Annotated in this window: 14 protein-coding genes; 13 read left to right on the top strand and 1 reads right to left on the bottom strand. The window is 68.7% G+C overall.

The window, feature by feature from the left end; translation table 11 throughout:
- The 7 genes from ACZ4O3_RS39490 to ACZ4O3_RS39520 all read left to right on the top strand — a co-directional run.
- Positions 1-673: transposase (locus tag ACZ4O3_RS39490; RefSeq protein WP_467727036.1), on the top strand; the 673-nt coding region annotated here is incomplete at its 5' end.
- 489 nt (positions 674-1162) lie between these two features.
- Positions 1163-2668 carry an ATP-binding protein gene (locus tag ACZ4O3_RS39495; protein ID WP_467727038.1) on the top strand — a complete coding sequence of 502 codons (1506 nt, stop codon included), beginning with the start codon at positions 1163-1165 and terminating at the stop codon, positions 2666-2668.
- Entirely contained in the window at positions 2665-3111 is a 447-nt protein-coding gene (locus ACZ4O3_RS39500; RefSeq protein WP_467727040.1) for a roadblock/LC7 domain-containing protein, read from the top strand. Before ACZ4O3_RS39495 ends, ACZ4O3_RS39500 begins: the two co-directional genes overlap by 4 nt.
- Entirely contained in the window at positions 3108-3467 is a 360-nt protein-coding gene (locus tag ACZ4O3_RS39505) for a DUF742 domain-containing protein (protein ID WP_467727042.1), read from the top strand. Before ACZ4O3_RS39500 ends, ACZ4O3_RS39505 begins: the two co-directional genes overlap by 4 nt.
- A gap of 52 nt (positions 3468-3519) precedes the next feature.
- Positions 3520-4068, top strand: a complete 549-nt coding sequence (locus ACZ4O3_RS39510; RefSeq protein WP_467727138.1) for a GTP-binding protein — start codon at positions 3520-3522, stop codon at positions 4066-4068.
- Positions 4065-5372, top strand: a complete 1308-nt coding sequence (locus ACZ4O3_RS39515) for a cytochrome P450 (RefSeq protein WP_467727044.1) — start codon at positions 4065-4067, stop codon at positions 5370-5372. The genes ACZ4O3_RS39510 and ACZ4O3_RS39515 overlap by 4 nt, the downstream gene beginning before the upstream one ends.
- A gap of 151 nt (positions 5373-5523) precedes the next feature.
- Positions 5524-6726 carry a cytochrome P450 family protein gene (locus ACZ4O3_RS39520; protein ID WP_467727140.1) on the top strand — a complete coding sequence of 401 codons (1203 nt, stop codon included), beginning with the start codon at positions 5524-5526 and terminating at the stop codon, positions 6724-6726.
- Positions 6727-6969: 243 nt separating this feature from the next.
- Here the strand turns inward: ACZ4O3_RS39520 and ACZ4O3_RS39525 are convergent, their stop codons facing one another.
- Positions 6970-7314 carry a hypothetical protein gene (locus tag ACZ4O3_RS39525; RefSeq protein ID WP_467727046.1) on the bottom strand — a complete coding sequence of 115 codons (345 nt, stop codon included), beginning with the start codon at positions 7312-7314 and terminating at the stop codon, positions 6970-6972.
- A gap of 89 nt (positions 7315-7403) precedes the next feature.
- Between ACZ4O3_RS39525 and ACZ4O3_RS39530 the strand changes: the two genes are divergently transcribed.
- The 6 genes from ACZ4O3_RS39530 (at position 7404) to ACZ4O3_RS39555 (ending at position 26209) form a co-directional block, all read left to right on the top strand.
- Positions 7404-8291: an acyl carrier protein gene (locus ACZ4O3_RS39530; protein ID WP_467727142.1), complete on the top strand. Its 888-nt coding sequence runs from the start codon at positions 7404-7406 to the stop codon at positions 8289-8291.
- 923 nt (positions 8292-9214) lie between these two features.
- Positions 9215-22831 carry a WXG100-like domain-containing protein gene (locus ACZ4O3_RS39535; RefSeq protein WP_467727048.1) on the top strand — a complete coding sequence of 4539 codons (13617 nt, stop codon included), beginning with the start codon at positions 9215-9217 and terminating at the stop codon, positions 22829-22831.
- A gap of 185 nt (positions 22832-23016) precedes the next feature.
- The gene (locus tag ACZ4O3_RS39540) at positions 23017-23826 is read left to right on the top strand and encodes an alpha/beta hydrolase (RefSeq protein WP_467727050.1); all 810 of its coding nucleotides are present in this window, start codon (positions 23017-23019) and stop codon (positions 23824-23826) included.
- Positions 23823-24653 (top strand): SDR family NAD(P)-dependent oxidoreductase, encoded by an 831-nt coding sequence (locus ACZ4O3_RS39545; RefSeq protein WP_467727051.1) that lies wholly within the window; start codon positions 23823-23825, stop codon positions 24651-24653. Before ACZ4O3_RS39540 ends, ACZ4O3_RS39545 begins: the two co-directional genes overlap by 4 nt.
- A gap of 129 nt (positions 24654-24782) precedes the next feature.
- Positions 24783-25262 (top strand): cupin domain-containing protein, encoded by a 480-nt coding sequence (locus ACZ4O3_RS39550; protein ID WP_467727053.1) that lies wholly within the window; start codon positions 24783-24785, stop codon positions 25260-25262.
- Positions 25263-25336: 74 nt separating this feature from the next.
- Positions 25337-26209: an alpha/beta fold hydrolase gene (locus tag ACZ4O3_RS39555; protein WP_467727054.1), complete on the top strand. Its 873-nt coding sequence runs from the start codon at positions 25337-25339 to the stop codon at positions 26207-26209.
- The last annotated feature ends 89 nt before the right edge of the window (positions 26210-26298 follow it).

Genomic DNA, 26298 nt, shown 5'->3' on the forward strand with positions numbered 1-26298 from the left:
CGGTCCGCTCGTGCTGCTGACCGGCTACCAGACCCCAGCCGCCATTCGCCGGATTGGCGTCAAGCGGCTGGAAACCTGGCTGCGCAATCGCAGGGCCCTTCGCGCTGACCGGCTCGCCGAGACAGCCGTCGAAACTGCTGGCTGCCAGTACACCAGCCTGCCCGGAGAGAAACTGACCGCCCAGCTCGTGCACACCCTGGCGACGGAGGTGATGGCCCTCAACCAGCAGATCGCCGACGTGGACAAGGCGATCGACGCCCGGTTTCGCGAACATCGGGACTTCGAAGTGATCACCAGCCTGCCCGGCCTGGGTGTCATCCTCGGTGCCGAGTTCCTGGCCGCGACCGGCGGCGACGTGAGCCTCTTCGGCACCGCAGACCGCCTTGCGGGCTTCCGCGGCGTCGCCCCGGTGCCCCGCGACTCCGGCAAGATCAGCGGTAACCTTCGCCGGCCGCGCCGCTACAACCGCCGGCTCCAACGCGTCTTCTCCGCGTTGTTCAGCATCCGTCACTGCGAGGACTCCCGCCGGTTTTACGAACGCAAGCGCGCCGAAGGCAAGCGTCACGTCCAGGCCGTCCTGGCCCTGGCCCGCCGCCGAGTCAACGTCCTCTGGGCCCTCCTACGAGACAGACGGCCCTATGAGTCCGTACCACCCACTGCCCAAGCGGCTTGACAGACCGCATTAGGAATCAGTGTCCCCCAGCGGTACAGCTGCATCTGCCGCATCGCCGCTTCATCTTGCGCCTCACGAGCCTCACGAGCCTCAACGGGTAGCGATGTGAGAGCCACTGACACATCGGTCGCTGCCGTGGAGACCATTCGCCCGCTTTGGATCATGGCCAAATAGTCCCCTCATGAGCACCTCTGCCTCAATGGGTATCCGAACTGCCCGCTAGACCCTCTCATCGTGTCATAACGTCGTATCGCCGGGCTCCACAGGTGCGCCGTCGTCATCGCGACCACTGCATATCTGGCATGCGAACAACGCCATTTCCGGATCCACGCCCTGGCCGAAAAAGATCGATGCCTAAATAATTGCAACCGGTTCGTCTACGCTCTGCATCCTCCCAACCCCCAAGCGGGGGTTCGATGTGCGGTGAAAGGTTTCGCTTCTCGTGGCTGACACCAGTGTGTGCAGGGCCGTCAGGTCGGGACCACTGAGGTGAGTCGACCGGTAAGGAAGCCAACACGCGACCCTGGTGCGAGCGCCTCCGTCGCCAGATGGGCCGTCGCACTGCTGACCACCGCCGGCGTGGCGTGGGCCGTCGGCACAGCGGACGCCGCATGGCACCGGACTCTCGCGGAAGCCTGTGCCGCAGCCGTCGTCCTGCTCATCGCCCGCTTACTGATCCTCACCCGGCGACTGTCCGCCGAACGCGCACACCGTGCCCGAGAGACCGCGGTCGCCACCGCCCGGGGCGCCGAGGTGGCACATCTGGCCGCGGTACGCCTCCCGGCCATCGCCGAGCAACTGCGCACCGGACGGAGAGCGGAGGATGTGCCGGGGCCAGTGGCGTCGCCGGATGAGACCGGCGAGGAGTTCGCCCGGGCGCTGGACTCGGTCGTCATGGAGCTCGGCTCGGACGCGGCCGTGCACCGCGAGCGTGCTCTGCGCGACTCGGTGCAGGCTGCCTTCGAATCCGTGGCGCGCACCATGCACGTGATGGCGACCATGCAGCAGCAGGTCCTGGATGATGTGGAGCGCTCCATTGAGGACCCCCGCCTGATGGCGGAGGTGATGAAGGCCGACCACGCGGCCTCCCAGATGACCCGCAAGGCGCAGACGCTTCTGGTGATGTGCGGAATCTGGCCCGCCCGTCGGGAGACCCGACCCGTCTCGCTCTACGATTGCGTACGGGGCGCCCAGTCCCGGATCGTGGAGTTCGGGCGGATCGAGTTGCACGGCGGACAGACCCTTTACGTGGTGCCCCCGGCGGTGGAGGGGCTGATGCACTCCGTCGCCGAACTGCTGGAGAACGCCACGGTGTTCTCACCGTCCAGCTCCCCCGTCGTGGTCAACGTGCGGGAGGTGGGTGCCGGTGCGGTCGTCGAAATCGACGACGCCGGTCTCGGGATGCCGTCGGACGTCTTGCAGCAGGCCCTGGGGCAGCTCCGCGACGACCTGGACCTGACCTCCCTGGGTGCGGTGCCCCGGCTCGGCCTGGCGTGTGTCGGGCGTTGGAGCCGGGAGCTGGGCTTCAACGTGGAGCTGGGTGGAGCTTCGGCGTACGGGGGCACGCGGGCGGTGATGTTCGTGCCGTTCCGGCTGTTGACCGAACCGCTGCCGAGACCCGCCGCACAGCGCCGTCCGGCGGGGCACAGCAACGACGCGCCCGAACCGGCCGGGCACACCGACGACGCGCCCGAGGCAGCCGGCGCGCCCGCCCCGACGACGGCCGGTCTGCCCCAGCGGCGCAGCCGGCGTGGTGCCGCCCGGTCCGCGGCCGCCGCACGGAACTCGGCGCCCGGCACGCCGCCCGTTCCCGCGCCCGCCGCCGAACCCTGGACGCCGGAGGCGGCACGCGCCTCGATCACCAGTGTGGTGTCCGGGACGCTGCGCGGCCGTGCCGCCGTCGACGCGGACGGCGGCACCGAACAGGCGACGCCCCAGTACAGCGGACCGTCCCTGCCCAGCATCCCGCACGAGCACTCCGGAGGCCGACCGTGACCGGAACCATCACTCGACTCCCCGATCTGGGGTGGATGCTCCGCCCGCTCACCGAGATTCCCGGCGTCCGGCACGCCGTGGTGGTGTCGGAGGACGGGTTGCGTCTCGGGCACGCCTCCGCCGAGAACCTCTCGGGTCCGGTGGCCTGCCTGAGCGTCGCCGATGCGGAGTCGCTCTCGGCGGCCTGCGCGGCGATGACCATGACGGGTCGGTCCACCAGCGCACTGCTGTTCGGGCCGGGTGCGGGAGCCCGTCAACTGATGCTGGAGACGGACCAGGGGTTTGTGCTGTTCACCCATGCCGGAGTGGGCGCGGACCTGGGGGTCGCCACCGATCTGGACGCTGACGTGGGCCTGGTGGCCCAGCAGATGCAGTTGCTGGTGGCGAAGATCGGCGCGCACCTGAGCAGCCTGCCCCGGGACGCGGCCGCCGCGAAGTCATGACGGAGCCCCCCGAGGTACCGAGAGCCTCGGCGATCCGGCCGTATGTCATCACGCACGGCCGCGCGGAGTGCGAGGGCGAGCCGCTGGCCTGGGAATCCTTGGTGATGGCGGCGGAGGCTGTGTTCCCCGCCGCCCTTCAGCCGGAGCACCGCGCCATCCTGGCGCACTGCGAGGGACTCGTCTCCGTCGCGGAGGTGGCCGCTCATCTCGGCCAGCCGCCTTCGGTCGCGCAGGTGCTGCTGTCCGATCTCTTCCGGTGGGGGCTGATCGTGACCCGCCCACCCATCCCGCCAGCCCAGCGCGCCGATGTGACCATACTCAGAAAGGTGCTCAGTGGTCTCGAAAGCTCCCTCTGACACCCTGGCCGAGGCCGCTCCGCCGCCCGGCGGGAAGTACCTCGACTCGAACGTGTCGGGCGCGGCGAAGATCCTGATCGTCGGCCCGCTGGGAGTGGGCAAAACGACGCTGATCGGTACGGTGTCGGAGATCGAACCGCTCTCCACGGAAGCGTCGATGACCCAGGCCGGCGCCCGGGTCGACCCGGATGTGGACGGCGCCAAGAAGACCACCACGGTCGCCCTGGACTTCGGCCGGCTGACCATCGACGGCGACCTGGTCCTGTACCTGTTCGGTACGCCGGGCCAGCAGCGGTTCCTGCCAGCCTGGCAGGACCTGGCCAAGGGGGCGCTCGGCGCGCTCGCGCTGGTGGACGCCCGGGACCTGACGGCTTCCTTCGACGCGCTGGGCAATCTGGAGGACCTGGCCCTGCCCTTCGCTGTCGCCGTCAACGTCTTCCCAGGCGGGCCTCGACACGACGCCGACGGCATCCGTACTGCCCTCGATCTGCTGCCCGACACCCCGCTGGTGACCTGCGACGCACGGGATCGGGCCTCGTCCATCCGAGCGCTGATAGCCCTAGTCCGCCACCTCATCCACGTTGCCACGGAGTCCTCATGAGCACGCCGCAGCCCACAGCCGGACCGGCCGCACGCTGCCCGGTGACCGATGCCCCCGACGCGGCAGCCGCCCTGTACGGGCCCGGCCTCGACGGCAACACGATGCCTGCGCTGTACGAGGAACTGCGCGGCACACACGGCCCAGTGGCGCCGGTGTCCATCGCTCCCGGCATCGACGCCTGGCTGGTCCTGGGCCATCGCGAACTGCTCCAACTCACCCGCGAGGAACAGAACTTCTCACATGACCCGCGCCGGTGGAGCCAACTACGCGAAGGCCGGGTGCCGGCCGACTCGTCCATCCTTCCGATAGTCGGCTGGCGCCCCGCGCTTCTCTTCCTGGACGGGCAGCAGCACCGCAGGATGCGCAACGCCGTCTCCGACGCGCTGGCCGGGATCAACGGGCACGAGCTGCGCCGCAGCGTCCGGGCCACCGCCGAGGCGCTGATCGCCGGATTCGCGGCGCACGGCGAGGCCGATCTCGTCGCGGCGTACGCGCGCACCCTGCCGATGCGGGTGCTCACCGGGCTGCTCGGGGTGGACGACCCGACCGGCCGGGAACTGGTCAAGGCAGTGGCGGGCCTCGTGTCCGCCAAGAGCGGCGCGGGGGACGCCAGCCGCAGGACGGGCGCGATCCTGCAGGGGCTGATCGAGGAGAAGCGGCGGGTGAAGGGCGACGACATCGTCTCGGCACTGCTGCATCACCCGGCGCGGCTCACCGACGAGGAGGTGCTGCACAACCTGGTGGTGATGTTCGTCGCAGGCAACCAGACCACGGTGAACTGGATCGCCACGGCGCTGCGCATCCTGCTCTGCGACCCTTTGCTGCGCTCCTCGCTGAGCGGCGGCCACCTCAGCGTGGACGACGCGCTCGACCTGGTCCTGTGGCGCTACCCTCCCACCCAGAACTTCCCGGCCCGCTACGCCACCCGCGACATGAGGTTCGGCGGCCAGGACATCCGGGCGGGAGACATGCTGATCCTGGGTCTGGCCGCGGCCAACGCGGATCCGGAGGTCCTACCGGCCGACGGCACCCCGGTGGTCGGCAACCGCTCCCATGTGGCGTTCGGCGCGGGCCCGCACACCTGTCCCGCCCAGGACCCGGCCCGGCTCATCACGCGGACCGCGGTCGACACGATCCGCCACCGGCTGCCTGACCTGGAACTAGCGGTCCCAGCAGGCGAATTGGAGTGGATCAAGTCGCCCTGGAGCAAGGGACTGGGCACGCTGCCCGTGCGCTTCACCTCGCCGCAGTTGCCGCAAGGGCCGGCGTCCCCTCGTACAGCCGCGGCCCCCACCGCCGCCTGAGCACACCCGAACGCGGTCAACAGCCGCAGGCCCGGCCGCCCCGCCCCGTTCGGATTCCGCGCTGCCGCGGCTTGTCCCTCCGCCCCTCCGAGGACCTGGAGCCCTGTTGAAAGCAACACCGGTGAACCCCGCGGCCGACCGGGCGTACCGCCTGGACCCGGGGGGAGGCTGCCCCCATGCGGCCAACGCCCGACTGCTAGCCCGAGGGGCGGTCACCCCGGTGGTCCTGCCGGGCGAGGTGCAGGGGATGGCGGTGCTGGGCCACGACGCTCTGAAGGAGTTCCTCGCGCACCCTGACGTCGCCAAGAACGCAGGGCACTTCACCGCGCTCCAGGCCGGGAAGATAGCCGATGGCTGGCCGCTGAAGACGTTCGCAACGGTGCAGGGGATGACGACCGCGGACGGGGCCGACCACCGGCGGCTGCGTTCGCTGATGAGCAAGGCGTTCACGGCTCGCCGGGTCGAGGAACTCCGGCCCCGCCTTGTTGAGCTGACATCCCGTCTGCTGAACGACCTGGAAGCGTCCGCGACCGAGGGCGGCGTCGTCGATCTGCGTACCCACTTCGCGCTGCCGCTGCCGATGGGTGTCATCTGTGAACTGCTGGGCGTGGACGAGGCCCACCACGACCGGTTGCACCACCTCTCCAACCAGATCGTGGCCACGGACATCGACCCGGCAGAGGCCATGGCGGCCAACCGGGAGATGGTGGAGGTGCTGAGCACGGTCGCGGCTGCTCGAACGGCCTGTCCGGGGAACGACCTCACCAGCGCGATGATCGCTGCCCGTGAAAAAAACGGCGACCGGTTCAGCCCGCACGAGCTGATCGGCACGCTGATGCTGACCATCATCGCGGGGCACGAGACGACGCTGAATCTCATCACCAACGCCGTACGCGCGCTGTGTGCCCATCGAGACCAGCTCGATCTGGTTCTCTCCGGCGGCGCGAGCTGGACGGACGTGGTGGAGGAGACCCTGCGCTGGGACAGCCCGGTCAGCTACTTCCCGTTCCGCTACCCGACCCGCGATCTGGCCCTGGACGGCACCGTGATCCCCCAAGGCACCCCGGTCCTTGCCGGGTACTCGGCGGCCGGCCGCGACACGCGGGCCCACGGCCCGGACGCGGCACGCTTCGACATCACCCGCACCGGCAAGACCCGCCACCTCTCCCTGGGACACGGTCCGCATTACTGCATGGGCGCACCCCTGGCCCGTCTAGAGAGCGCCACGGCCCTGGAACAGCTCTTCACCCGCTTCCCGGCCCTGGACCTCGCGGTCGCAGAGTCAGAACTGCCGCGCCACGCATCGTTCGTGGGGAACAGCGTGCAGAAGTTGCCGGTGCGGCTGAAGGGGTGAAGGGACACCGAGGCTGATCCTCGGAAGTGGAGACCCGGTTTCATGCGACGAGTGACAGCGGGTATGACCTGGTCAGTTGCTGTTGGAACTCAGCCGGTGTGCCCACAAGCGGCAGAACTATCCGCCACGTCCTGCCCGCAGGACCTGGCCGGCGGCGGCAGTCGCTCAGCGGGCTGTGAGGGGAGCCGGGCCGGTCGGCAGCTTCGCCAGGTGCCGTTGCATGTCTTAGCGGGCACCGCTCGATCAGGAGACCCGGTCCCGCAGCGCTGCCAGTTGGGTGCCCAGCTCGCGTGCTCGCACGGGGTCGGCGACGTGGTGCCAGCCGTAGTGAGCGCGGTCAACAGCCGCGGCGACGTCAGGATGGGCATCCGGCTGGCCCGAGGTCAGCCTGACCGTGGCGCCCTGCATCCACAGCGGGCACGCGCGGGCCGGGTCACCTTCCTCCAGGGCGAGGGCAGCGCGTACCTCGATCCAGTGCTCCACCTCGGGCGAGACCGGGCCGTGCCGACGCAGAGCTGCCTGCTCCCACGCCGCCGCGATCGCGGCGGCCACCGTGTGGCGTCCCACGTGGCTGGCCTCGCTGATCACGGCCACATGACCTCTCGGCCTGATGGGGACCAGCAGGCCTTTGACTCGACCTGCCCGGCTACACCGCTCCGCCCGCGGATATCCTTGAGATCTATCGAGACGTCCTGGGCTCGCCTGCCATCACCCTTCACACGGACTTCTTCTCCGTCGGCGGCGACTCCCTCACGTATCTCCGACTCCTGGGACACCTCAAGGCAAGTTTCAAGCAACACGTGAGTCTGCGCGACCTCTTCACCCACTCGGCCCCGGCAGCCCTGGCGGCGCTGCTCGGCGAGATGGGAGGACGTCTTCGCACCGCCCGTGCCCGGCATCTGACGCTTCATCGCCGCACGGTGACGTCGGCGGCGGCTTCCGGACACCTCGGCACTGCGGACACCCGACAGCTCACTGATACCGCAGCGGCAGCTTCTCCCGTCCCGGAAGGAGCTGCCGCCTGCCGCCGGAAGGAGCTGCCGCCTGCCGGTTGGCCGCCACGGTCCAGGCCGCATGAAATCGAGGACCCTGACCGTGCCGCGAGCTCCAAAATGAGGGCACCAGGCACCTTCAAGGAACTTGGCGCCGAGGCCCGTTGGACATGGCGATGGGAACCGCGCCTGTACCAGCGGACCCCGGCCCCAACGATCAGGACAGGCTCGCCGAGGTCACCAGTCCGGCCAAATGATGATCAGTATGTCGAACATTTTCCCTCCCCGCCCTTTTGGCTGGCACAGCCCCCGGAATTCTCAACGGAACTCAGAACGCGGGTTCAGCGGAGCGGCCCGAAGGGTCCGAGAAGCTTCTCTTCCCGGACACCACATGTTCTGGCGCCACTCGCGCCGAGGTCCACCCCAGTCCGTGACGGACCCCGCCGGAACGTGTCCCGCTGGGGTAGGCCCCCGATGCGAACGCTGCTCTGGTGGTGCAGTCCTGAGGTGGCCGTTGGCCACGATCCGCGCGGCCGAGAGCTCTGGGGTCGCCGACGCCCGCTTCGTGAGTAGGAGCATGACGTCCCTACCGGTGACCGGCAGCCGCGCAGGTGCTCCGGCGTAGCCCGGAATCCCCTCCTGCGCGATGTGGAGAATTCACCGCCGACCCGAAACGGTCAACTGCGACCACGCTTGCCAGTCGATCAGCCGGTTGTCGACGGACTACGTGCAGCAGGGACTCGCGGCTCCACCCGTCCGCCGGCGTCGCCACCACGACGGCTCCTTGATCCGTCAAGGCCGGCCGGTCCGCAGCAACTCGGCTCGGTCCGCTGAGAGTTCGAGTGGCCGTCGAATCCCAGGTCCCGCTCCCGATTCACACCTGCCTCGTTCTGGGGCGCCGCCGGCGCGGGCCGCTGGTCGGCGGTGCGTGCTCGCGGGCGCGGGAACGGCGGGGTCGTCCGTGGTGGAGTGGATGACGCGAGTGTCCCGTCCGCGCGGCGCAGGTGCTCCCGCACGAAATGGCAAGATCGTCGACGGTCAGGTCACCGGGCTCGGCGCATGCGAGCAGACCCCGCCCGCAGACCGGGTTCCCGCAGACGGCACCACGGCCCACGTCCTGGTGCAGGCACGCACGGCCCCTACCTCGCCGCGGCAGTCGCCCTCTTGCCGGCCCTCCTCCACGCCCTCGTGCGGCCTGTTAGGTCGCCGATCTGTGCCCACAGGGGCAGCGTTGGCGGCGCGCGGCAGGCTCATTCGCGTCTGGTGTTTAGGGTCGGAGCCGAAGTGTCTGCTGTTTTCGGCTGGATTTCCTGGTGAGGGGGAGGACCTTGAGCGGTGCGGCTGCTCGATGGTCTGCGTCATGCCAGATTCAGCGCTGACCGCGACGAAGACGAACAGAGCCGGATTCGATGAGTGGGTCAGGGGCTGCCGTCGGTCGGGTTTGATGCACGGGGTGCTTTGTGGGTGATCTGCGGATTCCGGATGGGTTTGCGTGGGTGGCGAATCTGGCGGTGGGTCAGGAGTGGCCGAAGGGGTCGGAGTCGGCGCTGGCGCGGTTGGGTGCGGCGTATGCGGCGGGGGCGTTGGAGCTGGCGGGGCTGGGGCAGGGGCTGGGTGCCGCGGGCGGTGCGGTGCTGGCGAGTGTGGGGGGTGACATCGCCGAGGAGTTCCGTGGTTTCGTGGGGCGGTTGGAGTCGCTGGTTCCGGGGCTGGCGGACGCGGCGTCGCAGCTGGCGGAGCTGGCGGACTCGACGGGCCTGAAGGTCGAGTACACGAAAGCGATGATCATCTTTCAGGTGATCCTGCTGGGCTTGCAGATCCTGCATTTCCTGTTCTGGGCGCCGGAGGAGATCCCCGCGGCGATCACGGGCGCCCGGGTGATCATCAAGGAGTTGTTGAAGCGGCTGGTGATGTCGGTGGGCATCGGTGCCGGGTTGAACGTGGCCGGTGATGTGCTGGTGCAGGTGGGCCAGTTCATGGCCGGGCACCGTCACTCGTGGGACGCGGACGCGACCTGGCAGGCGTTCGCGTCGGGTGCGCTCGGCGGTGCGGTGGGCGGCCTGACCTTCGGTCTGGCGGGGATCCTGAAGCCGGCGTTCGCGCATTCGCTGTGGGGCAAACTGATTTTGGGCGCGGTCACCGGCGGGGTGACCGAGGGTATCTCCTACGGGATCTGGGGCGGGGACACCTCCGCGTTCGGCTCCTCGCTGACCTCCGGGTTCATCGGCGCGCTGGAGGGCGGCAGCAAGTTCCGCCTGGGACGGCAGGGCAACCTCGCCAACAGCATCCATGTCCGCATCGCCCGCCTGCGCACGCCCGGCGACGACACCGTCGGCCTGCTCGCCGCACTCGACGACTTCGACGACTTCGACGACACCGCGGGCGCGACCTCGGGGAGTTCGGGGACGTCCGGGGCGTCCGGCACGTCCGGGGCGGGCACTGCCTCCACCGGCCGCGGCAGCGGCCGGAGTACGGCTGGGAGCAGCGGCCGGGCCGGCACCAGCGGGAGGGGTGCCGGAAGCTCACACACCGGCACCACAGCCGCAGGACGGTCGGGCACGCAGGCAGGCCTGTCCCCGCAGATGGCACAGAAGAACACTCTCGGCCTGTCCGGGCTGAAGAACAGCATCGTCCGCGCGACCACCGCAGGCGCACAGGCCAGCACCAGCAACGAACTCAACACCACCCGCAACCACACCACCACCACACCAGCCACCCGCACCACCACAGCCGGCCGCACCACCACACCCGCACACGACTGGCCCGGCGCCTCACTGCGCACCCGGCCCGTCACCACCACACAAACCGACTACGACGACACCGTCCGCGCCACCATCCCGGCCACCACCCACCAGATCACCGCCCACGAAGGCTGGCCCGGCACCTCCCTGGAAACCCACCCCGTCACCGTCACCCAAACCGACTTCGACAGCGTCCTGCACCACACCCCCACCGCACCACCCACCGGCGCACCGGCCACCACAACAGGCCCCGAAACCACACCACACACCGACACCAACCGCACCACCCCACACCCCCAGGTCCGCACCACCAGCGGCCCACAACCCACCCGCACCACCACGACCACAAACAGCACACCCACCGACGGCGCAGAAACCCCGGCCCCCGCCCACCACCCCACCGACAGCCACCTCACCAGCGACGGCGACGGTCTGCCCGGCCTCACAACACATTTCCACCCGACCGACACACCCCCCACCCCACCCACCCGGCACCCGTCCACCGACCCCACCCGCGACACCTTCATCGCCCTCACCACCTACAACGAACTCCTCGGACGACTCAGCACACCCCACACCGACCCCACCAAACTCAGCACCACCCTCCACACCGCAGCCGCCACAGCACGCACCACCTACGGCAGCCCCATCGCCGACGCCATCGAAAAAACCGCCGACATCATCAGACGCGACGGATTCACCTACACCCGCGAACTCGGCAACGCCATCACCGAAGTCGCCCGCCTCGCGGAACCAACCCTCGACAACCAGCGCAACACCATCACCGTCGCCCGCAGAACCGCCGAACTCCTCCTCGAAGGCCAACCCACCCACCTGCGCGGCGGAGCCAGCCGCCCCCCAGACGGACCCGACGAAACCACCCCTGATCAGGGCGGTCCTTCCTCTCAGGCGGAGGCCGGGCCTTCGTCCGCTGCCGCCCCCGCGGCGAAGTCCGGCGGATCCCGCACAGACAGCATCAGTCCTCCGGAGGCACCCTCCCCCGCCGCTCCCGAAGACGCACCGGGCTCTCCCCGACCGCAGACACCGGCGTCCGAGGACACCGACGTGCCGGCGCCCCCGTCTCCCGCTCGCACGCGGACACCGTCTCCCGAACCGGACCCCGCACCTGACACGCGGACTCCGTCCGGACAGGAGACGCCGCCGCGCATCCCAATCCCTGAGGACGTGGCAATGCCGGCCCCCGGCACCGTCAATCGGCTGCTGCATGCATGGGCGGACCGCCAGGCCACATCTGCGAACCCGACGAGCTCCCCGCCCACGGACGTCCCGACCATCGACTACGCCGAGCGACGCGCCGAGTGGGAGGAACGGTCCAAGGGGGTGCTTCCGGATACACATCTGTCCCCGCAGGCCGGACCCTCCCAGGAGCGTTCCGGTGCATCGCGGCCGCAGCCTCCGGCCGACGACCCGGCATTGCGCGAGAGTGAAGCGGCTCCCCTTGAACGGCGAGACCTCTCCTCGCAGGACCGGTCGACGGAGCACTCTCTGTCGGACCGTCAGCCCATCCTGTCCGCCATCGAGCAGCAGCCCCGGAGCTATGAACCACCGCCGATGTCGTTCCCGGAGCGGAGGACCACACAGGATTCGACCGAGGCCACCGCCCCGGAACCCCACCCCGCTCCGCCGCGTGTCGGAACGGACTCGCCCGTCGCGGGGCACGAACCGCCTGTCCTCGACAGCGAATCGGGCCACGGAGAATACGCCCCGCGTCCGGAACCAGAGGCCGGCCCTCGCACCTCCGACTCCGACGACGGCTCCATCGTCCCGCACCCGGAACCGCAGACCGGTCCCCGCACCTACGACGACGGCTCCATCGCCCCCCACCCTCTGCAGCACGACACCGAGCCCACCGGTCCGCTCTCACCGGCTCCCGTGGTGCCGACCGAGCCTCCGGTCGGCGGGCAGCAGCGTCCGCTGGCGGACCCCCGGCACTCGCTGTTCGGTGCCAAGATCATCGATGCGCCGGGTCCCGAGGTCCTGCGTCCACGCGTGCTGGCCGCCCTGCCCGCGAATGTGCGGGGACATCGGCAGGTGACCATGGCGTTGGACGCGGCACTGGACCCCGCGACGTTCCGCGCACAACACGACCAGATGGTCAACGGAGGCTGGACCTTCCCCTTGCAGGCCGGCTCCACCAAGTACGAGGTGAGGCTCACGGCCCGTCCACAGGGGTGGCGCCCGTCGGACACGGCGCCGGTCGCGACCGACGGGAGCGGGTTCGAACGAGCCGCTACAGCCAAGGTCGCGGCTCCTGACAAGCAGACCCTCACGGTGAGCACCGTGGCCAGTCGCTTCATGGACCACGAGGCCACAGTGATCAATCCGAGCTCGAGCGACAGTCCGATAGGCCTGATCACGGTGTCCGCACGCATGGGCGGATACGCCCACCTCACCAGTACGTCGTTGAAGGCCGCCTCCGAGGGGACCACGACGACCGTGTTCACCGGCCCGACCCGGCGGTACGTCTCGACCTTCGAGTACGACGCAGTCGTCCTGGGTCCGAGCGGACACCCTCTCCCCACGCGGCCGGAACACGCCCACCCCGTCACAGCCGAAGTCACTGCGGAGATCGCCCGCGTCGACGACACTCCGACGGCCCCGACCGACAGCCCTGCCAGGATCCGCCCCATCGAAATCACCCGGCTCGACGAGGTCCTCGACGAGGTGTTCGGCGAACTGCCCCGGGAGCGCTCGCTCTCCGGCACCGCCCACCAGGCCATCCGTGACTTCCTGAGTCCCAAGAACGTCCTCGCCCACTACGACCAGGCCATGGACGGAGGGCTGGTCTCTCCCAAACTCAATCTCTCCAACGGGGGACACGTCTGGCTGCGCCTCACCGTGAGACAGGACTCCCCCAGCCATCAGGGCGTCCTCGCCGAGAAGCAGACTCACGGCACCAGGACGAACAGCGAGAACGGCACCGGCCGGCTGAAGTTCCACAGTTGGAAAGTCGGCGCTTCGGGCGCCGTGTCGTACAACGCCTGGCAAGCGGCCGCGCCGGACATGGAGTCGAGCTGGCCGACCTTCAGCCTCGGCTACTCCTACAGCCCCACCCGGCTCTACGAACAGTGGAGCAATCAGGGTTTCACCCTGGAGTCCAGCGTCGCGCACACCGGTACGAGCGACCTGCTCAGCACTGATGTGAGCTTCGAGATCGAGGTGCTGCGCCAGAACGACTCCCTGGACGCCGACGGCCTGCACGGAATCACCCGCACGGTTGTCAACGACAATCACAGGACCCGCGACGAAAGGACCCCGCTCTCCACCTTGCGCGGCCGTGTCCTCGGCCTCCGAGAGCGCGCGCCCGTGGCCCTCTCACCCAGCTCTCGCCACACGGACCGGGACAGCCTGGACAACCACGCCACCGATGCGCCGGAGGGCAGCGCCCGGCCGGCGGACACCGACGTGTCCGACCCGCCCGCCGCCCCCCGGAACCCGGGTGTGCTGCTGGCCTCGCACCGTGCGACCGTCGTCGACTTCCCCGGCGCGCGAGAACTGGAGGAGCGCGTCGCCGCGGAACTGCGCCGTGTGGCCCGAGGCACCCTGCCGCTGCTCACCGATCATCCGAACCGCGTTCGGAGCACTCCGCTGGTCCTCGAGAACGAGCGGACGTTCCGGGACCATCTCTCGGCGTCGCACCTCCTCGGCAACGCCCGCCGGCTCCTCGACCGGACCTACAGCTTCGGCCTCGACACTCCGAACGGCCGTACAGCCACGGTGAGGGTGTGGACGGAGCTCGAGCAGGGGCGCCACGAGGGCGCCGCGCGGTCCACGGCCGAGAGCACCATCACTCTCAACGTCACCAACCAGCACAAGCTGCTCTATGAGCGAAAGCACGAGGTCACCGCCAACGGTTCGCTTCGCCGTGCCCTCAATCCGCCGGACACCGCGCGGCTCACTCCGGCAATCGGCGGTGCCGCGGCGTTCGCGCCGGTCGGCGTGGACCTCGCCGACACGGAAACGCAGGTGGCCCGCGGGTTCGTACAGCGCGGAACCGCGGACACGTTCGGCTATCCGGTGACGCACCACTTCTCGATCACCCTGCACGAGAAGGGCAGCAGGCCCCCGGAGGGCGGGCCGTCCACGCATGAGGGAGCACCGGTCCGACCGGAGAACAACGCTCGGCTACGAGTCGAGGTGCGGCGCCCCGACATCCTGCCGGCCCCACCGCCCCCGCGGTTCGACCGGCTGCCTTCGATGCACGCGATCACCCATGTCGCCGACGCCGACGAATTCCGGGAGCAGGTCCAAGGCGCCCTGGAACACGCCTACACCGCGTTCGGTCCCAGCAACGGGGACCGGGCGCTCGCTCGCGAGACCCCCGACCTGGGCGAGGCCGCCCGCGCGCTGACCGGCGAGACCCAGCTCCGCGGCCTGATCTCCGCCTCGCACTCCGGCTGGATGAACACCCTGGACCAGCACATCGGCACAGGGCGCAACCGCAAAACGGTCGGGGTGGCCGTCCGCACCGGGCCATTTCGCGACTGGACGTTCCGGCAGACCTACAACGACGTCACCCAGCAGCTGAAAGTCCGGTCGACCACCTCCACCACCGCCGGTGACCAAAGGTCCCACTGGGTCAACGGCCACCTGAGCCTGGAGGGCTCCCACAACCCGTCGACCCCCGCGGGGGCGGTGATCACGAACCATCAGGAGAAGGCTAACGCCAAGGGGAAACTGGGCCATCACGGCGAGTCGAACGACATGCTCACCCACGAGACGTCCACCACCCGCACGGTGACTCACACGGGAACAGGGCACGTGTACGAGGCGACGGTGGACGTCGATGTCGTCGGACGCGTCACCGACGCGGACGGGACGCCGCACATCGGCCCGCCGATCCCGCAAACGTACAAAGTGCTCGTCCTGCTGAGCGACCAGGACGTGGTCCGCAGCATCGCCGACGCCCGTCCGGACGGCGCGCCCGAGCAGCTCCAGGCCACTCTGCTCGACCGGGGCATCACAGGCGGCACCGTGGTGAGCATTCTCGACACGGACCCCATCCTGCGTGACATCCACCGCCAGTTGGGGGGCGATCCCACCGACCCGGTTCCGGTCAGGGCGCTGCCGTTCGCCAACGCCTTCTCGGCCGAGAGCATCTCGGCCCGCTTCGACGACATCGCCGGACCCGGCATCGTGGAGCGGTCCGTGCTGACCACCCAACTCGGACATGTCATCACCGAGGTACTCGTTCGCAGGAGCGCCGACGGTTCTTCCTGGCGGAGCGAGGGTCATCGCTCGGACCGCCCGTTGACCAGCGAGTCGAGACGCGAGGAAAAGGTCACGGACGAGACCAAGCGCGTACTCCAGGGGTCGATCGAGGTCGGCGCCCGCGCCGCGGTCAATCCGCACAGTGAAATGTTCAACTCCTTCTGGGCCGGTGGAACCTTCACCGCCGAACGCAGCCGGGAGGTCGGCGTCAAGGCCGGCGTCGGCACGAGCGTGGGCAACAAGACCACGGGCTTCGGTGACGCGAGCTATCTCTTCACCAATACGATCAACCTCGACGTCGTCGTCACGCAACGCACCGACTACGGCCGCTTCAGGAATCTGCCGGAGCCGCCGAGCCAGGGCGGCGTCTCCGTCGAAGCGTCCGCCTGGGTACCGGAGTCACTCGTCGAGACCGGAACCCCCCGGCTGTACCCGGAGATACCGCCATCCGATCCCCGCGACCCCGATCGGCGCCTGCCGGACGCCGAAAGGGGCCAATCCCCCGGCAAGACGACACCCGAATGGCAGACATCGCTCCGCCACGCTCACCACCTGGTCGGCTTCGACAACACCAACGAGCTACTCGCCCAGGCCGTGGAGATTCAGGCGAACAGCCGACGGGGGAGCCCCGGACTCCGCGGTCTCGGGGAACAGCACTCGCCCGCCGCGCTCAACGGCGTCGCCCGAGGCACCTGGTGGCCGGCCCGTGTGCCCAGACCCGATGCGATCACCGCCCCCGTGGAACGATTCATCCGTAGCTTCTCGGCCGACGCCCGGCTGACCGGGAGATTCGACGCGCTGAACAGCGAGAAGGTTCTCGACCTGCGCCAGCAGCTCGCACTCCGCCAAGCGTTCTCCGCGCAATCGCTGTCCACGCTGTTCCACCAGCTCCAGAACGCGGGCCCCGAAGCGCGTTACCGGATTCCCGGCACGTCGGTCGACGTGTCCCTGCATGCCACCAATGCGGCGGAGACGATAGGCCACCGCGCGGCCGCACAGGACGAGATCACCACGGCCGTCACGGGCGTGTCCAGCACCCACACACTCCGCTCCCGCAGATGGGATCTCACACCGAACCTGTCCCTCATGTTCGGCAAACCTCTGGTCTCCGTTCCGATCAACACCCGGCATTTCAACTCCGAAGAGCTGTCCTTCGACCCCTCGAACCCGGTCACCCTGACTCCCGGCGCACCGAGCCGAGACACACCCACCGCCGCGCTCCCGGCGAACCTGAACATCTCCGAACCCGGCAAGGCGAAGATCACAGGTGCGGACCTGCGACGCCAGCCCGTCATGTTCACGTTGCGCCACCGGGACGACGACGGTCTCCACGGCACTCCCGCCATCGTCCGGGGCCACGTCCTGTACTGGAGCGCCGCCGAAGCTCCTGCGGGCGCCCTGTCCGATGCCGAACGCCCCTCCCCTGCAGGGCCTTCGGGGTCCACACCCCACCCTCTGCTGCGGACCGCCACGGACGACTCCGCCACACCCCCACGACCGACCAAGGCTGTGCACGACTCCGAGCGTAGAGGCCAAGATCGTCGGGCCGGTGACGCCGACATTGCGGAGGCGTTTCGGCCCGCCACCGAACAGGATCCGCAGCCCCTTCCGCCCGGCTCGAAGAGTTCGGGCAAGCAGCCCGCGCTTCGTGAGCTGGACCGCTCCGGCCTGAGAGCGCGGGTGGAGGAAGCTCGGGCGCTGGCGGAGGATCTCCTCACACCCTTCTCCGCCAGAGAGCTGACCGAGGCGCTGAGTCGCCTGGAGCACAGCGAGCAGTCGACGCAGACGGCTTCGGGGGACGTCCCGGTGATGGACAGGGATCTTGCCGTGCGGCTGGCTGCCGAGGCGCAGTTGCGGCGCGGCCAGCCCGAGGCGGCCGCCGCGGAACTGGGCTCGCCATCTGCCCGCACCCCGAGAACGGACGACCCTCAGCCAAGTGGCGACGACCGGCCCTCTCGCCCGCCCGCCGCCGCCCTCAGCCACACCGACGCCACCCCTGCCGCACCGCACGGGGACCACACAGGTCCGGCCGCACCGCACGGCGACCACCCGGAGCCGGCCGCGGCTCCAACCCACGAACGGGACGCGAGCATCTTGCCGGCGGCAGCGGCCCGGGCCCTGGGCGAGATCGAGCGAAACGAGACGTTTTACGCCCACCCGGCCCAGCTCCCCGCCGTCAGGCTCCGTGGCCCCCGCTGGAGCTACCAGGACACCCGGGCCGTCCATCGGCTGACGGATGCGCAATGGCGGGAACTTCCCCAGGCGACGCGCACGGCCGCGCAGAGGGAACGCGTGCAGACCGCGCTCGACCCCCAGACACTCGCCGAGACCGACCAGTTGCTCTTCCGGAGCCTCGCGCGAGTGGGACGGCAGGTGATCGGCACCCCCCTGGGGAGCGCCGAGGTACTGGAGCAACTGGGGCGGCGCGATCCGGAGACACGCGGCTATTGGGACCTCCAGGACGTGCGGGACCAGACGCTCGGCCGGGCGGCACGTCGCGCGTTGACGGAGTACGCCGACTCCCGGCCGGAGCTGCGGGAAGCCACACGTGCGGCGCATGTCCGGGCGACCCTCGGCTCCGGCGACGACGGCGTGCAGGCCGTCGGGCAACTGCTGGAGTCCTACAACGGCGTGGCGATCGGCGGGAACCACGCGGCGACGCCGACATGGGCCTTCCTCGCCGGGAACATGGAACGACTCCATCTGGACACGATCTATCTGGACAGCGTCCGTGGAGACAGCTATCAAGCCGACCTGGACGCGTACCTGGGCGACCACACCGCGCGCTTGCCTGGCCGACTCGACATCTACGTCCGTCTGCATGACAGGAACAACGAGAACAACGGACTGCGCGCAGTGCTCGAAGCCGCCCGCCGGCACGACGTACGTGTCGTCGGTGTGGACGGCCGGCCCGCCAGGACGCCGCGCCGAACGGCCCTCGCGCACGATCGGAACGGAGCGGACTTCCACCGCGCGGCCATGCTGAACACCTACGCGGCCGGGCTCATACGCGCGGACCAGGCAGCCAGGCCGAACCATCGATATGTCGCCGTGGTGGGCAGTTCCCATGTGGGCACGCACCCGGGCCCCGATCGCGTGCTGGACGTCTTCGGAAGCACGTTCACTCCGGGCGACGCGTTTCCCGGGATCGACAACCTTCTCGGCATCCCGGGCCTGGTGCAGGACACCACCGGACGTCTCCGCCCGTTCGAGAACACCACAGGGGAACCCGCAGCGGCCGCCGTCCGGGGGAACATCCCCGACAGGCAGCCACTCGTCGGCCGTCCGACCCGTTCAAGTTCCGGAGACGGAGACGGAGACGGAGACGGAGACGGACCAAGGATCGTCACGGTGCAGCACATCCCCGGAACCCTCCGCAACCCCGAGATCTACAAGGTACGGACACCCGACAACCTCCAGCAGGCCCGTAAGGCGTTCCGTCACGCCGTCACGGCGCAGGACGTGAGCATCGACGAAATCGTTGCCCGCAACAAGGCACGCCGCCTCGCGGAGCGCCTCGCGGGCGTCGCACCGGAGAAGGGGCTGACAGGTCGTCAGCAGGCCGCAACGGACGGCGAGCGGCTGCCGAGACAGGCGGACCTGGAGACGGCGGTCGAGGACGCGTTGTGGGCGATTCGCCTGACGGACGGAGACGTCGTCCTGAGTCGGCTCGCCGAAGTCCTGTGGCTCCCGGAGAGCGAGGTGGGGGGCCTGATGGGCTACGCCGACGGCCTGCTTGGCCCCTTCCTGGACGGACGCCTGCGCATGTCTCTCGACAGCGAAGGCCATGATCCTCGCACGGTGGCCAGAGTGGCTGTGGCCGCCGCCCTCCAAGAGAACCGGAGGTTCAACACACCCGGCCTGAACGGCAAGCAGCCACGGACGGCATCCCAGATGCCGCCCGGTGAGCACCAGGCCGAAGCGGACTCTCGTTTCACGACGTCATTGCGCTCAGCGCTCCGCGACTGGCGTGATCACGAGAACGCCGACGGGCTCAACCGGCTCGGCCTCAGTTCCGGCCTGTTCCCGCACGACCTGTTCGACTCAAGGACACCGGGACTGTCCGGCGGCGCCGACCGAACCGGCCAGACCACCACGGCTTCCGCCTCGACCGCGACCGCGCGGTCGCAGGTCCGTCCTCTATACCTGCAGTTCACAGCGCACACACCGGAGGGGTGGACATCCGTGGACGCCCCTTCGTATCTGACCGGCCCGGCCTGGCACGAGTGGCTCACTCTCCCGCTGTTTAGCAGGAAGTATTCCGACACTCATGTCCGTACCGACCACTTGTCGCAGTCCCAGCTGGAACACCTGGTCATCATGTTGTCCCGGAGCAGTGCCTTCGATCTGGCCCAAAAGGTCCGCGAGTACGCGGTGGACCTCGATACGGCAGCCCGTGCCACGCCAGAACCGGACGCAGAGCTCGTGCGCTGGACCGGCGCCGAGGTCGACGTTCTGGGGCAGCAGTTGCACCAGGACCTGAACACGCTCATGGAGAACCCACCCAACCCGATCGACGTGACTGACCAGATATCCGATCTGCGCGCCATGGCAGACACAGTGGCAGCCTCGCTGGACGGCCACATCTCGAACGCCGCTGATCTCGGTGGCATCGAGAGGCTGCGCCACAACTACGTACCGGTGGTCGCCGCCTCACGCAACTGGGCCAACTTCGTCGAGCAATGGACCGTCGCCGGCCGGCCGGCGTCAGAGGCGCTCAAGCAGCCTGTCAGCGTCACCCAGTTGCGTCAGCTCACCTCCGTTGTTCGTGCCTTTCGGCGCGAGGCCGCTTATGAACGCCTCACTCATGGCCGCTACTGGCACCTGAGCGATCCCACACTCGCAGGTCAGAGCCGCAAGGGGCGCATTGGTTACATCGAGGGGCGATCGCAACAGAATATTGCCTCCCTGCGTGAAGAGACGAAGGAGCTACTGCAAGATCCTCTCAATGCCGCGCTGCACAGGAGGCTTTTCGCGTTGGACGTCACCCTGCTGCATGCGACAGACGCACTCGAGGCGATCTGGAACGACGGCCGCATATCTTCGCTGGCCGAATTGAGCCGCAAAAAGAAGGATCATCTGGTCGGCTATAGCACCGAAGGGGACGTTTACCAACTGGCCAACGATGACTGGGTGTACGCCAGAGCGCAGTTGAAGATCCCTCCGGGGCAGCATCCAGATTCACGGTTCGGTCAGGTGGTCGCCGAATTGACGTTCGAAAATATGCAGCGCCATCACGGCTGGATGTCCCTCTTCGACGGATATGATCCGTTGCACAGGACGGCCATGAAGGAATTGAAGTGGAATGGGAAGACAGTGCGCACCTCGCGTTATATTTCCCGATCTCGTAATCGCTGGACCGTCACGTATCCCGAGAGCGGAACACCTATCCGCACATACGACGTCGCGCAGGTGGTCTTCTCGGGAAAGGAAGCGAAGGAGGGTTTGGTACTCCACGTCATGGCAGAGGCACACCGCATCGGCGGTGATTTCCTGAGAGACATGCAGAACGAGGATGATCCGCAGGCCCTTTGGCACATGGTGTCACGACTCGTCCGACCAGAGGCGAAGTTTCTGTCATCCCCGTTCGAACTGCCCGAATCACAATCCGAGGCGGGTGTGCAGCAGATCCAGATCCACTCGCGGAGTGATGGCGATTACCACCCCGATGGAACATACAGAATCCCCGCGCCGCAAACCGATGAACGGTACGCCTCCGCCTTCTTCCACGAGCTCGAAAATCAAGCCCGGCCACACCGGCTCTTCACTCTCCTGGTGCGCCACGCAGCCACCGCCACTCAGGGAAGCTCCCTCAGATTCCTGGAGAGTTTCCAGGAAGCCTCAAATCTTACGATGGGGCAAGCGCTGGACAGGGCCGTCGCCTCGCAAAAGATCACTCACTACCTCAAAGACGACCTGCTCCGCGAGATTCTGTTCCAGCAGAACAAGACAGAAATGCGCGATTTCCACACGGGGGTGAGGAACCAGGCCGACCTGGTCGCACACCCTCTTGTACAGGAACTGGCCGAACGACTGCACAGCTGGGCTCAGGACCGCCTTCAAGACCCTGCGACTCCCGTTGACGGAGTCTTCGGCCTTCTCGAACACATGCATCGCTCCAGGCATGTGATCCGAGCCGTTCTACTCGCGGGCGAGCAACGCTTCGGACGAGATCTCTGGAATATGACCCGTTCCGCGTTTACAGAACATTACCAGCGCATCGACAGCCTCTTCGACTGCCCATCTGCCAATGCAATTCCCATGGCGCAATTGCGACCACTGTACGAAAAACTCCGAGATCTTCATTTTGGCCACCAGTCGGGCGAAGAATTCCGAATCTCCGGCTTCCCGGCAGAGTACGACGATATTCGCATCCATCTGTGGTCAGCGGAATTGGAGCGCGCGGGCGTGGCAGCCAGCAGGATCGCCGTCGCACGAGGAGACCATCCACTGCATTTCCTGTCGGTCGACGACGAAAAGGCGACGACCGAATTCCCCAGCATCGTCGAAGTGGACGAACGCATAGCGCCACTCGTATACGCGGAAATACCGGGCGGATACATCGAACAATATGTGCTCGACCCCCAATTGGGTCGAGGTCCACTCCTGCAGAGCCAGTGGCTGTCAGCCCTCGGCGTCACAGAGAAACAGCACAAGGTATACACGGGCAGTGCGCAAGAGGTGCTGAATGACATCAGCTACGGCCATTCCAGAAATCCAGAGAGATGGACCTCCGGCGGAATCCCTCGGAAGGTGCGAGTCGTTGTCGTGGATCCATCCAGAGCCCAGGATCCTGCACTCCACCGTTTCCCGCGCCCAGGGGAACAATTGCTTTCGAGCGACAACTACCACGAATTCTTCCTGGCGACTCAGGACGACTTCGCCGGATCCCAGGCAATAACCGAAAGACACAGCGTCTTCCGAAAGCTCTGGTCGCTGACCGAAGCGTCGCAGACGCACCGGACGATCGATAGAACCACACTCATTTCGATGATAGATCAGGCAATGGCGGACGAGCGTACATGGCCGGGATTTCTGGCCGACTACCCAAAGTTGGACCTTGCTCTCCGAAAACTGTTCAACAACTCTGAATACGCGGAGGTCAAATCCCTCATCGAAGGCGCCGAAGCGGCACTTTAGCCCAGCTCCCGCTCGTCGACGTCCTCTCTGTGAGGAACACGCCCTTCGTCCCCACTCCCGGCGTCCTTGTCCCTTCGCCCTCCACTCATGACCCACTGGGGTACCACCCCGGTGCGAGACCGATGCCCCCGCCGGTTTCGTGGTCACCGGTCCGGTCAGGTGACCCGAACAGGAGAGGCTCCGTCATGTCCGTCAACCTTCCCGTGGTCTTCGTCCACGGGCTCTGGCTGCACAGCTCCTCCTGGCAGCCGTGGATCGACCTGTTCCGCGAGGAGGGCTACGAGCCGTCCGCGCCCGGGTGGCCCGGTGACCCGGACACGGTCGAGGAGGCGCGCCAGAACCCGGAGAGCATCGCCGGGCACGGCATCGACGACGTCGTCGAGCACTACGCGGCGCTGATCGCCGGGCTGCCGGCGCCGCCCGTCGTGATCGGTCACTCCTTCGGCGGGATGATCGCGCAGAAGCTGCTCGGCCAGGACCGCGCCGCAGCGGCCGTCGCGATCGACGCCGCCCAGATCAAGGGCGTACTGCCGCTGCCGCTGTCCGCGCTGCGGGCGACGTTCCCCGTCTTCAAGAACCCCGCCAACAAGAACCGTTCGGTGTCGCTGACCGCGGAGCAGTTCCGGTTCGCGTTCGGCAACGCCGTCCCGGAGGAGGAGTCGGCGGAGCTGTACGAGCGCTGGACCATCCCCGCGCCGGGCAAGCCGCTGTACGAGGCCGCCTCCGCCAACTTCAACCCGCACTCGCCGGCGAAGGTCGACACCGGCAACAGCGGTCGCGGTCCGCTGCTGCTGATCTCCGGCGGCAAGGACCACACCGTGCCCGAGACCGTCACCCGCGCCACCCTCAAGCAGTACCGGCACTCCGACGCCGTCACCGACATCCTCGACTTCCCCGACCGCGGCCACTCCCTGACGATCGACGGCGGCTGGCGCGAGGTCGCGGACACCGTCCTCCGCTGGCTGCGGAAGCAGGGGCTGGAGAGCGGACGATGAACTCCCCGAGCCTCCAGGGGGCCGAAGCGTCCGGTGACGGCGCGGGCCTGGCCGGGCAGACCGTCGTGGTCACCGGTGCCGGGCGCGGCATCGGGCTGGCGGTCGTGGAGGCCTTCCTGGCGGCGGGCTCACGCGTCGTGGCGGGGTCACGCAAGCGCACCGACGCCCTCGACGAGCTGGTGCGGCGGGGGGCCGAACTCACTGTCGTGGAGGCCGACCTGGCCACGCGCGAGGGTCCGACGGCTCTGATCGCCGAGGCCGTCGCGGCCCATGGCGGTGTCGACGTCCTGGTGAACAACGTCGGGGCCCTGCAGCCACGGGTGGACGGCTTCCTCGGGGTGACGGACGAGGACTGGGAGTGGACGCTGACGCTCAACCTCCTGTCCGCCGTCCGCGCCACCCGGGCCGCCCTGCCCCACCTGATCGCGAGCGGTGCGGGCCGGATCGTGGCCGTCTCCTCGGTCAAGGCACGGCTGCCCGACCCGCTGCTCATCGACTACAGCGCGGCGAAGGCGGCGCTGACCAACTTCTGCAAGGCCCTGTCCAAGGAGGTGGGGCCGCACGGGGTGCGGGTGAACACCGTCGCCCCCGGCTCGGTGGAGACGGACCTGTGGCGGGGGGCCGGCGGCGTCGCCGACACGGTCGGGCGGGCCCGGGGTGTCGATCCCCGGGAGGTGGCCCGGGGTGCGGCGGAGCAGTCGCTGACCGGCCGCTTCACCCGGCCCTCCGAGGTCGCCGATCTCGTGGTCTACCTGGCCGGTTCCCGGGCGGCGAACATCACCGGCGCCGACTTCGTCATCGACGGCGGCCTGGTCCAGTCCCTCTGACCGACCGGCCCGGCGCCGCGGTCACCGGCACCGCCGCTGCTCCCTCCCCCTCCGCGTGCCTTGGAGAGATGACATGACCGACCTGATGCCGCGCTCGCCGGGCGGCCCACGATGACGTCGGGGACAGGAATGACGAGCCCCTCCTTCCCGGCCTTCCGCCAAGAACCGGACCTCGAACCCTTCTGGTTCCTCGGCGGCCGCGCGAGGATCCTCGTTCCGGGCGGTATGACCGACTTCAGGTTCAGCCTCATGGAGTTCGTCCATGCGGTGGGACAAGGGCCTCCGCATCACGTCCATGAGGACGAGGACGCGGTGTGGTTCGTCCTGGAGGGCGAGGTGGCCTTCTTCGTCGGCGACCAGCGCCACGACCTGGCGGCCGGACAGGTCGCCTACGGGCCGCGCGACGTCCCGCACAGCTACCTCGTGCGCTCGCCCGAAGGGGCGCGGATCGGGGTTCTGTTCAGCCCGGCCTGCGTCGAGGAGTTCTTCCGGGCCAACGGCACCCCGGTCGCCGAGACCGGCGGCCTGCCCCCGGAATTCGACCAGGCAACGGTCATGGCCTCCTCTGGCCCCTTCCACCTGCGCGTCACCGGCGTCCCGTCGTCCTGACGCACCGCACCGCCACCGCCGGGCCTCGGACAGGCAAGCAAGAACACACGTCAGCACAAGTCGAGGAGAAGGACATGACAGGCATCGCACCCGTCGGATCGAGCGAGAGCGGGCCGCGCCGCAGAAGGCTGATGCTCACGGCCGTCGCGGTCGGGACGCTGCTCACGGTCCCGGCGCTGTCAGCCGCCACGCCCGCCGGCCCGGTGTCCGCGGCGAAGGCGGTGACGGCATCGGCCAAGCCGGACACACCGAAGCCGACCGTGGTCCTCGTCCACGGCGCCTTCGCCGACTCCTCCAGCTGGAACGCGGTCACCTCGCGACTCGAACGCGAGGGATACCCGGTCGTCGGCGTCGCCAACCCGTTGCGCGGCCTCGCCGCCGACTCCGCCTACCTCTCCAGCATCCTCGACACCATTCCCGGACCCGTCGTCCTCGTCGGCCACTCCTACGGCGGCGCCGTCATCACCGACGCCGCCACCGGCCACCCCAACGTCAAGGCCCTCGTCTACGTCGCCGCCTTCGCCCCCGACCAGGGCGAGACCGGCCTGTCGATCCTCGGGCAGTACCCGGGCAGTCAGCTCTCACCCGCGCTCACCGTCCGCCCCTACCCCGGTGGACAGGACGCCTACGTGAACCCGGCCGACTTCCGGCAGGTCTTCGCCGCCGACGTACCCACCGACAAGGCACGCCTCATGGCTGTCGGGCAGCGGCCGGTGTCACTGGCCGCCTTCGCCGAACCCAGCACGACCCCGGCCTGGAAGACCATCCCCTCCTGGTTCCTGGTCGCAGGCTCCGACCGCGCCATCCCGCCCGCCGCCGAGCAGGCGATGGCCCGTCGCGCGGGCTCCCGCACCGAGGTGGTCCGGGGTGCCTCCCACGCGGTCCTGGTCTCCCACCCGGGCGCCACCGCCCACATCATCGAGGCCGCCGCGCACGCCACCTCCTGACACCCCGGCGGCGCCCTCGGCGCACGCCGGCCGCTCCCCTGCACGTCCGGTCCGCCGGTCCCGCGCCCGTCCGGTCCGCAGGGCACAAC

It is taken from the genome of Streptomyces sp. NPDC026515, from assembly GCF_055567595.1.

Bases quoted from the DNA above. Each gene is read 5' to 3' on its own strand.
- ACZ4O3_RS39545 (WP_467727051.1), top strand. From the start codon at position 23,823: ATGAACTCCCCGAGCCTCCAGGGGGCCGAAGCGTCCGGTGACGGCGCG.
- ACZ4O3_RS39550 (WP_467727053.1), top strand. From the start codon at position 24,783: ATGACGAGCCCCTCCTTCCCGGCCTTCCGCCAAGAACCGGACCTCGAA.
- ACZ4O3_RS39540 (WP_467727050.1), top strand. From the start codon at position 23,017: ATGTCCGTCAACCTTCCCGTGGTCTTCGTCCACGGGCTCTGGCTGCAC.
- ACZ4O3_RS39555 (WP_467727054.1), top strand. From the start codon at position 25,337: ATGACAGGCATCGCACCCGTCGGATCGAGCGAGAGCGGGCCGCGCCGC.
- ACZ4O3_RS39505 (WP_467727042.1), top strand. From the start codon at position 3,108: ATGACGGAGCCCCCCGAGGTACCGAGAGCCTCGGCGATCCGGCCGTAT.
- ACZ4O3_RS39515 (WP_467727044.1), top strand. From the start codon at position 4,065: ATGAGCACGCCGCAGCCCACAGCCGGACCGGCCGCACGCTGCCCGGTG.